The sequence below is a fragment of the Wolbachia pipientis genome, assembly GCF_001752665.1.
Classification (GTDB): domain Bacteria; phylum Pseudomonadota; class Alphaproteobacteria; order Rickettsiales; family Anaplasmataceae; genus Wolbachia; species Wolbachia pipientis_A.
Genome location: NZ_MJMG01000001.1, coordinates 257,950 through 271,444 on the forward strand (window position 1 = coordinate 257,950; position 13,495 = coordinate 271,444).

At 30.8% G+C, this 13,495-nt stretch carries 15 protein-coding genes and 1 tRNA gene; 12 read left to right on the forward strand and 4 right to left on the reverse strand.

Annotated elements, in window-relative coordinates; all coding sequences use genetic code 11:
• Positions 1–36: 36 nt before the first annotated feature.
• The 5 genes from ruvX (at position 37) to BIY23_RS01305 (ending at position 3,798) form a co-directional block, all read left to right on the forward strand.
• The gene (gene ruvX, locus BIY23_RS01285) at positions 37–453 is read left to right on the forward strand and encodes a Holliday junction resolvase RuvX (protein WP_070064852.1); all 417 of its coding nucleotides are present in this window, start codon (positions 37–39) and stop codon (positions 451–453) included.
• A gap of 91 nt (positions 454–544) precedes the next feature.
• Positions 545–1,318, forward strand: coding sequence for an MlaE family ABC transporter permease (locus tag BIY23_RS01290; RefSeq protein WP_070064751.1), 774 nt, complete (start codon positions 545–547; stop codon positions 1,316–1,318).
• The gene (locus BIY23_RS01295; protein ID WP_070064752.1) at positions 1,311–2,021 is read left to right on the forward strand and encodes an ABC transporter ATP-binding protein; all 711 of its coding nucleotides are present in this window, start codon (positions 1,311–1,313) and stop codon (positions 2,019–2,021) included. The genes BIY23_RS01290 and BIY23_RS01295 overlap by 8 nt, the downstream gene beginning before the upstream one ends.
• A gap of 5 nt (positions 2,022–2,026) precedes the next feature.
• Positions 2,027–3,052: a substrate-binding domain-containing protein gene (locus tag BIY23_RS01300; protein ID WP_070064753.1), complete on the forward strand. Its 1,026-nt coding sequence runs from the start codon at positions 2,027–2,029 to the stop codon at positions 3,050–3,052.
• Positions 3,053–3,276: 224 nt separating this feature from the next.
• Positions 3,277–3,798 carry a hypothetical protein gene (locus tag BIY23_RS01305; RefSeq protein WP_070064754.1) on the forward strand — a complete coding sequence of 174 codons (522 nt, stop codon included), beginning with the start codon at positions 3,277–3,279 and terminating at the stop codon, positions 3,796–3,798.
• Positions 3,799–3,950: 152 nt separating this feature from the next.
• Here BIY23_RS01305 and BIY23_RS01310 read toward each other — a convergent pair.
• Positions 3,951–4,024 (reverse strand) — tRNA-Val (locus BIY23_RS01310).
• Between the two features lie 88 nt (positions 4,025–4,112).
• Between BIY23_RS01310 and BIY23_RS01315 the strand changes: the two genes are divergently transcribed.
• Genes BIY23_RS01315 through ccmE form a run of 3 tightly spaced genes read left to right on the forward strand, consistent with a single transcriptional unit; the run spans position 4,113 to position 5,318 of the window.
• Complete coding sequence (locus tag BIY23_RS01315) at positions 4,113–4,814, forward strand: biotin--[acetyl-CoA-carboxylase] ligase (RefSeq protein WP_070064755.1); 702 nt, start codon at positions 4,113–4,115, stop codon at positions 4,812–4,814.
• Positions 4,815–4,849: 35 nt separating this feature from the next.
• Positions 4,850–4,942: a hypothetical protein gene (locus BIY23_RS05720; RefSeq protein ID WP_458772612.1), complete on the forward strand. Its 93-nt coding sequence runs from the start codon at positions 4,850–4,852 to the stop codon at positions 4,940–4,942.
• Positions 4,926–5,318, forward strand: a complete 393-nt coding sequence (ccmE, locus tag BIY23_RS01320) for a cytochrome c maturation protein CcmE (protein WP_070064756.1) — start codon at positions 4,926–4,928, stop codon at positions 5,316–5,318. Before BIY23_RS05720 ends, ccmE begins: the two co-directional genes overlap by 17 nt.
• On the opposite strand, the gene BIY23_RS01325 is transcribed toward ccmE, so the two are convergent.
• Positions 5,312–6,184: a hypothetical protein gene (locus tag BIY23_RS01325; RefSeq protein WP_070064757.1), complete on the reverse strand. Its 873-nt coding sequence runs from the start codon at positions 6,182–6,184 to the stop codon at positions 5,312–5,314. The genes ccmE and BIY23_RS01325 overlap by 7 nt on opposite strands.
• A gap of 68 nt (positions 6,185–6,252) precedes the next feature.
• On the reverse strand, positions 6,253–6,672 hold the full coding sequence (locus BIY23_RS01330; protein WP_070064758.1) for a glutaredoxin family protein: 420 nt from the start codon (positions 6,670–6,672) through the stop codon (positions 6,253–6,255).
• 188 nt (positions 6,673–6,860) lie between these two features.
• Here BIY23_RS01330 and lspA point away from each other — a divergent pair, with 188 nt between their 5' ends.
• From lspA to BIY23_RS01350, 4 genes are read left to right on the forward strand one after another with little or no spacing between them, the layout of a single operon-like run.
• The gene (lspA, locus tag BIY23_RS01335; RefSeq protein WP_070064759.1) at positions 6,861–7,343 is read left to right on the forward strand and encodes a signal peptidase II; all 483 of its coding nucleotides are present in this window, start codon (positions 6,861–6,863) and stop codon (positions 7,341–7,343) included.
• 50 nt (positions 7,344–7,393) lie between these two features.
• On the forward strand, positions 7,394–8,764 hold the full coding sequence (locus tag BIY23_RS01340; protein ID WP_070064760.1) for a M16 family metallopeptidase: 1,371 nt from the start codon (positions 7,394–7,396) through the stop codon (positions 8,762–8,764).
• Positions 8,751–10,088, forward strand: a complete 1,338-nt coding sequence (locus BIY23_RS01345) for a M16 family metallopeptidase (protein ID WP_070064761.1) — start codon at positions 8,751–8,753, stop codon at positions 10,086–10,088. Before BIY23_RS01340 ends, BIY23_RS01345 begins: the two co-directional genes overlap by 14 nt.
• Before the next feature lie 15 nt (positions 10,089–10,103).
• On the forward strand, positions 10,104–10,955 hold the full coding sequence (locus BIY23_RS01350; protein WP_070064762.1) for a deoxyribonuclease IV: 852 nt from the start codon (positions 10,104–10,106) through the stop codon (positions 10,953–10,955).
• On the opposite strand, the gene BIY23_RS01355 is transcribed toward BIY23_RS01350, so the two are convergent.
• Complete coding sequence (locus BIY23_RS01355; protein WP_070064853.1) at positions 10,952–13,432, reverse strand: response regulator; 2,481 nt, start codon at positions 13,430–13,432, stop codon at positions 10,952–10,954. The genes BIY23_RS01350 and BIY23_RS01355 overlap by 4 nt on opposite strands.
• Between the last annotated feature and the right edge of the window lie 63 nt (positions 13,433–13,495).

Sequence of the window (13,495 nt, forward strand, 5' to 3'; positions counted from 1 at the left end):
GAATTTTCTCGGTTCATTCCTAAAAGCAAACGTATTATGTGTCTAGATATGGGTGAAAAGCAAGTAGGTGTAGCATTTAGTGATATAACACAATTGATAGCAATTGCACACAGTGTATACCACAGACGTAATGTTAGTAAAGATCTTGGGTATTTTTATAGAATATTAAAAGAAAATGAGGCTGAATCAATAGTAGTGGGATTGCCATTAGCAATAGATGGTTATGAGAATCAATGGTGTGACAAGGTAATTCATTTTGCAAATAAAATAGTAAATAAATGTAAAGTAAATATATATTTACAAGATGAAAGATTCTCTACATCTTTTGCTACTAATGCTCTTAAACTTTATGGAGTATCGATTATAAAATCAAAAAAACTCAATGATAAAGTTTCTGCATGTATAATTTTGCAGCGCACCCTTGATAGGATGAACAATTTATTAAAAGAATAGATAAACGCAAAGCATTTTGTAAAAAAGCCATATATATTGAACTTTAAATATATATGAGGTATACTGCCAGCTGATTAAAGAAAATAATAAAGTGAATTTTTTTGATATCAGAATAATTGGTAGATATTTTATCAACTTTTTATTAACATTTGGAAACGCATTTATATTTTTTATTCGATCAATCTATCATAGTTTTATTCCACCATATTATTTTAGCAGTATAATAAGACAAGTGATAGAGATAGGTTTCTTTTCCTTGCCTATTGTTGGTCTAACTGGAATTTTTATAGGAGCTGTAATAGTTTTACAGAGTAGTTTAAGCAGCACGTTAATTAATCAAGAAGAAATTATACCAAAAATTGTTGTAATTACTATCATGAGAGAATTAGGGCCAGTTTTGATTAGCTTAATAATGGTTGGTAAGGCTGGATCAGCAATAGCAGCAGAGATTGGTACGATGCGTATTACTGAGCAGATAGATGCTTTGATAACTCTAAATGTAAATCCTTTTAAGTATTTAATAGCACCAAGAATTTTAGCATCACTTATGGTGTTTCCTATATTAACAACATGTGTGGATTTAATAGGAATATTTGGTGGATATATTACTGCAGTTTTACAATTTGATCATAATTTAAGTGTATATATTAAATATACGATGCAATTTTTTGATATGCATGACTTTATTACAGGGTTAGTAAAATCAACTGTATTTGGCTCTGTAATCTCTATTGTAAGTTGTTATTACGGTTATCATTGCCAGGAGGGAGCGCGTGGAGTGGGTTTTGCCACTACATCAACTGCTATCTTGTCATCTGTGTTAATTATCCTTACGAATTATGTGATTACTCTGGTTTATGTGTAATCCTGTAATATCTATTTCAGATCTCTGTTTATCTTTTTATAACAGAGTAGTATTAAATCACCTAAACCTTAATATTTCACGTGGAGAGTCGTTGGCTATACTTGGTGGTTCAGGTAGTGGAAAATCTGTTCTTGCAAAAACTATAATTGGATTACTACTTCCAGATTCTGGGTCTATACATGTAAATAGCAAAAGTAAAAGCTTTGGTGTGTTATTCCAGAATTCTGCTTTATTCGATTATATTACAGTATGGGAAAATATATCTTTTAATTATAAAAAACGTTTTAATATTGATAAAAAAAAGGCAAAACAATTGGCTATAGAAAAGCTTAATAGTGTTGGTTTAGAGGAAAATATATCTGATATGTTTCCAATAGAACTATCAGGTGGTATGAAAAAGAGAGTAGCGTTAGCAAGGGCAATCGCACATAATCCTGAAATTATTATTCTAGATGAACCAACATCAGGATTAGATCCAATAATGTCGAATATAGTAAATGAGATAATCATGTCGCTATCAAAAAATCTTCATTCTACAATTGTTACTATTACGCATGATATATATAGTACATTTAGAATAGCCAATAAAATAGCGGTATTATATGAAGGTAATATTATATTTCATGGTACTATTAAGGAGATACAAAATAGTAACAACGAATATATAAAGAAGTTCATTGCACCTGTTCAGTTTATGTCATAACAATAATGATTAATTTTAAAAATTTTCTTCTTAGTTTAGTGCTTGTTATAATATCTACGCCATTATTGAGTGCTGGTACGAGAGAATATGTGAGAATTATTGGGTCTTCAACAGTCAATCATTTTATTTCATTTATAGCTGATGAGTTTAATCGTTCATCTTCTTTAAAAGCTCCAATTGTAGAGTCAATAGGAAGTGGCGCTGGATTTAAAATGTTTTGTTCAGGAATAGAGGAAAATGCACCAGACATTACCACTTCATCTCGCCCTATAAGAAAAGCTGAAATTGAATTGTGTCAAAGAAATAAAGTTGGTGAAATAATAGAAGTTGTTATTGGTTACGATGGTGTAGTAATTGCGAATTCAAAGCAAAGCGACAAGTATGATTTTACAAAAAAAGATCTTTTTGATGCTTTATCTGCATATACCCAGCAAGGTAATAAATTAGTCAAGAATAATAAGAAATATTGGTCTGATATAAGTAAAATTTTCAAAAAAAGTAAAATTGAAATCTATGGTCCATACCAGAACACCGGTACATACGATACTTTAATAGATTTTATCATGCTTGATCAGTATTCATGTATGAATGCAAGAATTTTTAAAGAAACTTATAAGGATATTGAAGAAAGGAAAAAAGCGTGTAGTAATATCAGAAATGATGAAGTATATAAAGAAGTAGGGACTAACGAAAATATAATAATACATAAGCTAAATAATGATAAGGATGCTCTAGGTATATTAAGTTTTAGTTTTTTAATAAGGAACCAGGATAAAATACAAGGTAGTACAATTGCTGGAATCGCGCCAACTTATGAGAATATATCATCAATGAAATATTTATTAGCCAGACCATTATATCTTTATATCAAGAAGAGTCATGTAGGTGTTGTGCGTAGTCTAAAAGAATTTATTAATGAAGTGATGTATGCAATTGACTATAAAAGCGGTTATTTATTCAGATATGGTCTTATACCGCTTTCTAATCAAGATATGCAAAAAGCTTTGGCCACTGTTCATAGTATAATGTAGTACAAATTCTTCTGCTATTCTTCATATAATTTTTATGCAATAAAGAAAAAAATATGTTGCAACAATAAACAACTGTTCCATACTTAAGGAAGTTGGACATATAGCGCTTTCCTTAATAGCCCGAAAAGGAAAATTTAAAATAGGGAACTATTTTTTTTGATCTATTCGAACTATTGTGAAATACGCTATACATTCAATATTTTTATTTTATAGTGGAGGTTAAAATGATTAGACAATCTGATAAGTACAATATAGTGATTTCTGCAAGTTTAACTTGTGTTGCTTTAAGTGCTGTAGTGTACCTGGCAATTGCAGAGAAGTTTCATAATATATGTTTTACATATAGTAATGTTTGTATGAGTTATGGAATTCTTTCTGTAGTTCTCACTGCAATTGCTGCTATTGCTACTTATACAGCATGGTATTACGCTGGTCCTATTAATGATCCTGCTAATGATCTTTCTGGCAGTATCGAGCAGCCTGTAGAAGCACCAGAAGCACCTGTAGGAGAACCTGTTGTAGAAGAACCTGTAGGAGAACCTGTTGTAGAAGAACCTGTAGGAGAACCTGTTGTAGAAGAACCTGTAGGTTGGATAGGTGCTGTTACTAATGCTATTACAGGTATTACAAATCAGCTATACTTTTCTTTAAAAACCAAGATTGCTGGAGAACCTGTAGGAGCACCTGTAGTAGAACCTGTAGTAGAACCTTTAGTAGAACCTGCAGCAAATCAAAGAAGAACGTAGCATCCTACAAAAGGATAAAATGAATGATGGTAGTTTGCTTGTTTTGAAATGAGTAAACTACCATTATGGCGAAAATTGAAAATTTTACCAGGATAGGTACTTTATCCTTTCTTATCCTGACTTTCAAAACACTTTCTAAAGCTTTAATTGAGTGGGCGGTGACAGGCTCGAACTGCCGACCTCTTCGGTGTAAACGAAATGCTCTACCAATCTGAGCTAACCGCCCTTGTATAATATAATTATATAGACTGAGCTCTTTTTATGCAATAAAATATTAGTGCCTTAAACAGTAAGGTTTATAATTAAAAATTTTTATGGAAACATTTTCCAACTTCTGCATTTATCACTATAAAGAAATTTTTAGTACTAACACAGAAGCACTAGATTTAATTGACAAGGGCATATTTGATGAAACTGTAATTATTGCAGACAAACAAACAAATGGCAGAGGACGTACAGGTAAAAGGTGGCTATCTCCGGAAGGCAATTTATATATAAGCTTTATAATAAACCCAGTAGGTAAATTTAGTGAGTTTGTTTTTATCACTGCTATAGCTGTAGGACATACTTTATTATCACTTGTAGATAATTTAGGTGTTCAATACAAGTGGCCTAATGATATATTAATTGATGGTAAAAAAATCAGTGGAGTACTAATAGAAAGAAAATCTTACTCAAATTGGTTAGTAATAGGTGTTGGTATTAATATAGTACATGCGCCATTGCAAGAATCAACTTGTATTAGTAATTATTGCAACCCTTTATCTAATATGGATTTGCTTACAATGCTGATAATAAATTTTAATAAATTAAGAAAACAATGGATACTTAACGGATTTTATGATATAAGAAAAGCATGGCTGGAGAGGGCTTTTAAACTAAATGAGCTAATAAGTATAAAATTGGCTGATCAGTTGCTTAGTGGCATTTTTACTGGTATAGATACAGATGGTAAATTAATCTTAAAACAGGAAAATGAAGATTTAGTTTATTTTGACACAGGTGAGCTATTTTAATGGTGTTTTGTGCTTATTTTATTAGTTTCATATTGATGATAGGAGAACTAATTTTTGCTTTTTCTCGTTATAAACGCAGCGAAAGATTTTTGCGAAAACTTGAGCAAAATAATGAAAAAAAGACATAAAAGATTACTTGTAGTTACCGGAATTTTTTGTGCTTTAAGCTGCATAATTTTTTTTGTTTTAATGACACTGAAGGAAAATATTTCATTTTTTTATACTGTAAGTGAAGCTGTAATGCTACCACACAAGAAAAAGCCTATACGTATTTGTGGAATAGTTGTTGAAAATAGTATAATTAAAAATGATAGTGAAATTATTTTTCAAATAACAGATTTCAATCAAAGCATTAGTATAGTATATAAAGGAATACTGCCTCCTATGTTTTCAGAAAAAAACAGTGTTGTTGTTCAGGGTATAATGCTCAATAAAACTACATTCCTAGCAGATACGGTATTTGCTAAACATGATGAAAATTATATGTCTATTAAAGCTCAATGAAATTTGACAAGTTTATCTATTGTTTTGGTAATAATTTTCGGTGTATCAGGAGAAAGCTTAAGGCTTATTTGATTTAACCGTTCTACGGCTGATTCACTGCTTTCACCTTCACCTTCTATAAAATCACATAAAATATCTTCTATATTTTTAGCAATACCTTCATATTTTCGCAAAGGATGGTTGCGTGGATATTGATTAATAGTCTTAATACTAGAATATTCAATAAATGCTTGATCTTTAAAGGCAAGCTGTCTTAACTTTGCTTTGAGTATTTGTTCATTACTTTTTGCCAATAAACTAGACTTTATTAATGACTCTGTAATTATGTTAATGACTTGCTGTACATCAGAATGTACTATTAAGTTTACAGTATTCTTTTTTAGTACACAGTAATATAGTGTTTTTACACTCTTTAGTGAGTTTATTAACATTTTGCTGTTATGTGACTGTAACCATAAATGTTTTTCACACATAGGTGTAATTGTAAATATATTTTTATTTACCCTGATGTTGCATTGTAGACAACTATTAAAGAGAGAAAATGCTATTCCCTTTGATTCAAGAGCATGTGCAGCTGTAATAGTATTTGCCATTATGCTGTTTGTGATTTTAATTCCATGATCATACAGATGATAAACTATATTTTCAATATCATGATATAAAAAATTGTTATTTTTATATAATTCTACATATTCTATGCTATCATGCTGCTTATACTCTATTGTCACCTCATCTGCAAAAAGTGCTTTTGCTGCTTTATGTTTATCAAGTACTGTGCAAATTTTAATAAAGTGTTCAAGCACCTGCTGATTTGTTATTTCAATACTCAGAAGATTTTTATTGATAATTGAAATGTTGCGTATCATCTTATCTCCTTTTATAGCTTGTCAAACAAATTTTATGTGGAATTTATTAAAATTTATTTAAATTAAACTTACATTATTTCAATTCCAGGATCTTGCATGTTATGTTCTGTAGAATCAAAATTACTGCTATGATAACTATCGTTATCAGGTTCATTAGTGCTGCTGTGATCACTACTATCATGACCTATACCATCATCTCGACTGCTTGTTAAATGTAGCATGCTATCTAATTTGCCTATGCAATCAATACGATTTAATTCATCATATCCGTTTATATGGATCTTACTTTCATCTTCATATACAATAAAAATCTGCGGTACAGTTTTTACATCATATTCAGACTTTATTATTATGAATAACTCAGGATTTTTTATTATATCAACTTCTTCGTACTCTATGTTTTTGCTATGTAATAACTGTTTTGCTTTAATACAATATGAACAACCTGGTTTTGTATATATTATAACTTTTACTGCAACCTTACCCATAATTTTAACCCTAATTATATAATTAATTATTATAATAATTGTTATAATATAAGAAATAAGCTTAGTGTCAATTGGTTATACAAATATATTGTGTTATGCACGTTTGTAGATCAAGGGAGTTCATGCAAATTTCTGATATAAATTTATGTGTTCTGATATAAATTTATGTGTAATGTAAAAGTAAAGAAATGAAAAAATTATATTTGCTTGTTATAATAATTATAGCATTTGCAGATCAGGCAAGTAAGTTATATGTCAATGCGTTGATTGATGAAGAAGGATATATTGAAATTTGTAGTTTTATAAAACTCATAGAAGTATGGAATTCAGGTATTAGCTTTGGACTATTTAGTACATTGCCATATAGAGATTTATTATTTTCAGTCTTTGCTATTATTATAATTAATATATTATTATATTTACTATATCAGGCTAATGATAGGCTAACCTGTATAGGTTTTACTCTTATGATTGGTGGTGCCATTGGCAATGTAGTTGATAGGATATACTGGAAAGCCGTATATGATTTCATACATTTTCATATTGGTGATTGGTATTGGCCTGCTTTTAATTTAGCAGATTGCTATATAGCGGGTGGAATGCTGATATTAATGTACAAATGGTATATATATGATACTTTTATCTGTCAGCGGCATAAAGCTATTGACTGATAAAACCATATACAATATGCTTTCAGCATTATATATATTTAGGTCAAGCAATGTTGCGTAGACTTTATAGCTTTCTCTTACCCGCTGTGTTTTTATTTAGTAATTCAGTTTTATTTAGTAATTCAGTTTTTGCAGGTCAATCAGGTGTCCAATGTGCTAAACTTAAAAATGGTTTAGAGGTTTGTGTTGTATTAAATAACCGTATCCCAGCTGTATTACATTCAGTAGTATATAAAGTTGGCGGTATGGATGATCCTATTGGCAAAACAGGATTAGCACATTATTTTGAGCATCTTATGTTTAAAACAATGGGAAAGTTTAAGGATATAGCAGCTACTTTAGCAAGTATTGGAGCTCGAAATAATGCATATACTACAAAAGAATATACTTGTTACTGGGAGTTAGTATTAAAAGAAGACTTGCCATTAGCTATGGAAATCGAAGCGGATAGGATGTCTGCTTTTAATTTAAGTGAATTAAGTCATGAAAGAAGTAAAACAATGGATAATGAAAAGGATATCGTGATAGCGGAAAGGAAAACTAATATTGAAAACCATCCTACGGCTTTATTATATGAAGAAATAGATCATGTATTTTACCGTACAGCTTATGGCAGGTCTGTTATGGGTTTAGAGGCAGATATACGGAGTTATACTTATGATGATATAAAAGATTTCCATGATAGGTATTATCATCCTGGTAATGCAATACTTTTCATGGTGGGTGATGTAGAATTTGATGAAGCATTAAAACTTGCAGAAGAAAAATATGGCCATATTAAATCTCGCCCTGTAATCAGGCATTATCCAAATCAAGAGCCAGTACATAATTCTAATGTGGTGTTAACTCTTCAAAGTCAACAAACAAAAGTGCCAAAGTTACTTTTGCGTTATAAAGTACCTAAATTTGATAACATTAAGGAAGGCTTAATAGTTTATTTGATAGCTCATCAGTTGGGTGGAGATAACTCTAGCAGGCTATATAATGATCTAGTCTGTGATAAGAATATCGCAGTATTAGTATATGCTGGTTACAGTGGAATAACTTTTAGCAATGGTTTTATTGATATTATTGTGTTGCCGAAAGATGGGGTGAATATAGATGCAGTGGAGAAGGAGCTTGAAAGTAGCATTAGTCAGTTTATTCATGACGGCATAACAGAAACAGAATTGAAAAGAGCAAAATATCTCTACAAAGTAGCACAATTTAATAATTTCTCTAGCTTAGAGAGTATTGCACACTTCTATACTTCAAAGTTAGCACTTAATATTCCTCTCGAAGAGATAGATATCACATATAATCAAATTAATGATATTAACTTGGAAGATATTAATAGTAAGCTTCATACTATTTTTGTTTCTGCTAATAAGTTAGTTGGTCGTTTACTACCTCAGGGGGAAATAAATCATGCAAATAGGTAAAATTATATTTATATTTATTCTTTATATGAGTTGTAATTTATATGCAGATAATAAAATTCAAATAAAAGAAGTAGTCACTAAGAAAGGATTTAAGTTTTTGTTTGTTGAAAATCATGATTTACCAAAGGTTTCAATAGCTGTGACATTTAAAGGTGCTGGGTCAGCATATGAGCATACGGAAAAACAGGGGCTTTCTTTTCTTACTTCTTTAGTTGTTAAAGAAGGATCAGGTGAAAATAGTGCTAAAGAATTTGCACAAAAGCTTAATGATAAGGGGATACAGTTGTTTTTTAATCCTACCTTGGAAGATTTTACAATTTCTGTAGATACTTTATCTGAAAATTTAGAAGAAAGTGTTGCATTAATGAGCGATGCTATAATGCGTCCTAAAGTTGATCCTGAAGGGTTAAGTAGAGCTAGAGAATTTGTCAAAGTAAGCATTAATTACTGCAGGGAGATACCTGGTTTAATTGGGATGCAAGAGATAACGAAGTTAATTTATAAAAGGCATCCTTATGCGAGAAATGTATATGGAACTTTAAGTACTGTAACAAGTCTTACAAGAGAAGATATTTTAGGTTATATAAAACGTAACTTTACTAAAAATAATATTGTTATTAGTGTAGTGGGTGCAGTAAAAAGTGGAGAAATAGAAGCATTATTAGATAAGTATCTCTTTAAACTACCGTTACAAAAATCACAGTCTACAAAAAGTCTACCTGTAAAAAACGACTTTGGTCATGCAGAAAATAAGCATATTGATATGAATATACCATATAGTGTCATATTTTTTGCACAAAAAGGTATAGCTTATAATGATCCTAATTATCATAATGCTTTGGTTTTAATGAATGCAGTAGGTGGTCAGAGTTTAAACTCTTTATTGATGCGTAGACTTAGAGAAACTTTAGCTATGACTTATGGTGTTTATTTTTATATGGCCAATTGTGAACACGGTAATAGTATATATGGATTCATACAAACTGATAGTAGTAATACTATTAAGGCTATATCAGCAATAAAAGGGACACTCAGTGAAGTAAAGAGAAGTGGGATTGATATGCAATTGTTCAAAGACGCAAAAATAGATATAGTAAATTCTTATGTTTTTTCTATGTTTAGTAATGCTCGCATAGCATCACGGTTAAGCTTTATACAAATGAATGGCCTAGACACACACTATTTTAACAGTTATATAGATTATGTAAATCAGGTTAAGCTAGATGAAGTAAATGCACTAGCTAAGTTTCTACTAGATCCCGAAAATTTATTTATTGTTGAAGTTGGTAAACCTGTGAAAAGTTCTGGTTCTTTGATTATGTGAGAGACAATATACTGTATGTATATTGGTGCACATACCTCTACTCAAGGTGGACTACATAAAGCGTTGTTACACGGACAATCAATCGGTGCTACTACTATACAGTTATTTACAAGTAATCAGCGTCAATGGCAAGGTAGGAAACTAAGCAGTGCTGATCTGGATGAATGGTATTCCGCACTCGATACTACTGGTATTAAATATGTAATGAGTCATGGTAATTATTTAATTAATCTTGGATCCAATAATAATGCGCTGTTAGCTAAAAGCCGTACTGCTTTTGTAGAAGAAATAGAACGTTGCTTGGCATTGCAGATAGATTATTTAAACTTTCACCCAGGTGCTGCTACTGGTGATAGTGAAGTAGCTTGTATAGACCGCATTATACAAAGCTTGCGAGGGTTTAAGCCATTTTTTAACAAGGAAACAAAGCTACGACTACTACTTGAAACCACAGCAGGTCAAGGTTCAACTATTGGTTGGTCATTTCAGCAACTGGGTGACATTATCGAAAATGTAAAACAAGAAGTACCGATAGGAGTTTGTATGGATACATGCCATATTTTTGCTGCAGGTTACGATATTTGTACGCTTACTGGATGGAGAGATACATTAAATGAATTTGAGTCAATAATTGGCCTCAAGCATCTTTATGCTATACATGTCAATGATTCTATTTTTGGGTTAAATTCAAGGAAAGATCGTCATGCAAATCTAGGAAGTGGAGAAATAGGTCTAAATTGCTTCAAAATATTAATGCAGCATCCGAAGCTTCGCAATATTCCTAAATATTTGGAGACACCAAATGGTGATACTATGTGGGTAAAAGAAATAAGTTTATTGAAAGATTTCTATAGAGAAGTCAATTAAACAGGCTTATGTAAGTTTTTTAACACACTCTGGACTTTATTTCCCAATTCACTTAAAGTAAAAGGTTTAGGTAAAAAATGAAAATCTCCTATATTAATATCCTCATTCTTCAAGAATGTATCTTCGGCATACCCTGAGATAAAAATAACGTTTATACCTGGCCTATGAATTAATGCTTCTTTTACTATTTCTGGCCCGCTGACTTCTGGCATAACTACATCAGTAATAATGAGATCTATATGTTGATTTTTTTTGCTAATTATCTCCAGCGCTTGACTACCTATACTAGCCTCTATTACAGTATATCCGCTTCTTGTTAGTGCTTTAGTAATGAATTCCCTTACTGAATCTTCATCTTCAACTAATAAGATTATACCACCTTCTTTTACTTCATTTGCTGTAAAAGATTCAACTTTTTCGATATTTTGTTCTTTGTAATTTTCATCTGACACATAGACCATAGGTAAGAATATACAGAATTTAGTACATTGATTCACTTTGCTGCTCACATAAATATATCCTTCGGTTTGTTTAACAATTCCATATACTGTTGAAAGACCTAGCCCCGTGCCAGAGGTAATATCTTTAGTAGAAAAGAATGGATCAAATATTTTTTCAATGATACTGCTATCTATACCGCATCCAGTATCGATTATCTCAATTAACACATAGTTTCCATGTTCAATTGCTTCTTTATCAGGAGAAAACATATCTTGAAATGTGGAATTTAGTGAATCTATCTTTTTATTTGAAGTACATATAATTAACTCTCCTCCTTTTTCCATTGCAGCACTTGCATTTACGACAAGGTTAATAATGACTTGCTCTAATTGTCCTTGGTCTGCTTTAACAGCACCTAAATCTCTTTCGTAATGAGTAGTAAATTTTATATTTTCACCTATTAACCTCTTGATCATCTCATAAAGATTATCTATTGTGCTATTGACATCTACAATTTTTGGTTGTAGGGTTTGCTTCCTAGAAAATGCGAGTAACTGCTTGACCAAGTTGGATCCACGCTTTGTATTTTGTTGTATCTGTATTATGTCTCCGAAAGACGGATCACCAGCTGGATGTTGCAATAGGAGTAGGTCACAGAACCCTATGATACCTGTTAAGATGTTATTAAAATCATGAGCGATACCTCCAGCCAGTTGGCCTATTGCTTGCATTTTTTGGTAATGCTCAAGTTTCATTTCCAGGTTTTTATGTTCACTATTGTCGACGAAATAGCAGAGTATAAAAATAGTTTTATTGTGGATAAATTTATTAAAGTATATTTTTATGCTATTAGCATTAGCAAGCTGAACATTAAAAAACGCATTATTTATCCTATTGCTTGAAAAATATTCACGTATTTTTCTATGATATCCAGTAGATATTACTTTAAAAATTGAATTTTCATTTGATCCTGCAAGTTTTGTTAAAGCTGGGTTTTTTTTAATAAAGCTACCATTGACATCACATTGTGCTATTGCAATAGATGCATTTGCAAAACATGGGTGTAATTGATAGTCTGTAATATTTGATTCTGATGGTGTAATGAACCCATATATGTAGCTGTGATTATATTTATCACAAAATAGTGTGGTGCTCATGCATGCTCTAAATGGAATACAGTTTGCTGTGAAAAACAAGATGTCATTTCTATTTTCTATATCACCAGACTCAAACTTTGAAATAAAATCATTCATTGAATTACCTTTTTCAAGCTTTGTAAGCTCAAATATATCCAAGAATCTTTTATTTGTGGATAGAATGATGCCTTTAGTGTTTGCAATATATGTACCTATGTTATGCTTTTCTATTAATTCTTCATATACTTGTTCTTTATTGATTTTAGTTGCTTTTAATACAAAATATCCACGTGGTCGTGCTATTGGTACTAGAGATAAATTCAAAATTTTACTTTCATTTATAGAAATTTGAGGGTTATCTAGTACAGGTTCGCAAGATAATAGAAAACTCGATATTCTGTTTTTTTTGCTTAAGGAAACATATGTATATATAGAAGTATTATTTTTGAAAGCATGGTAAAATGCTTGCCGTTCATTTTCTAAAACATTTACTACTTCAAGAATTTTGCTTAAAGAGATTTCGCTATCTATATGGTCTCTAAATCTTTCGTAAAATCTTGCATCAGCATAAACAACATCTTCACTTTTATGTAAAATTACACAAAATTCTGTATTGTGATTCAATGCATTGGCAAATATTGCGTTTTGAAACTCTATAGCATTAAGCATGTACCTATAATGTTTAATGTTATACACAACAAATAGAGCTATCATGATGCTAATAAGTAAGTTAATTTCTATGTTAATATGTGGATCATATATACCACAGAAATATAGTATAGATATTATTATTACAGGCAGAAATATAATGGTAGCAGCTATAATGCTTGGCATGCCATAATCTCTAAATATAAAATCTACTCTATTTTCTTTTTTATTATCTGTATATCTTTTGCTCATTTTAGATATTTTTATTATATTAATATAATTATATATATTTATTAATTCGTCGATATCTAATTT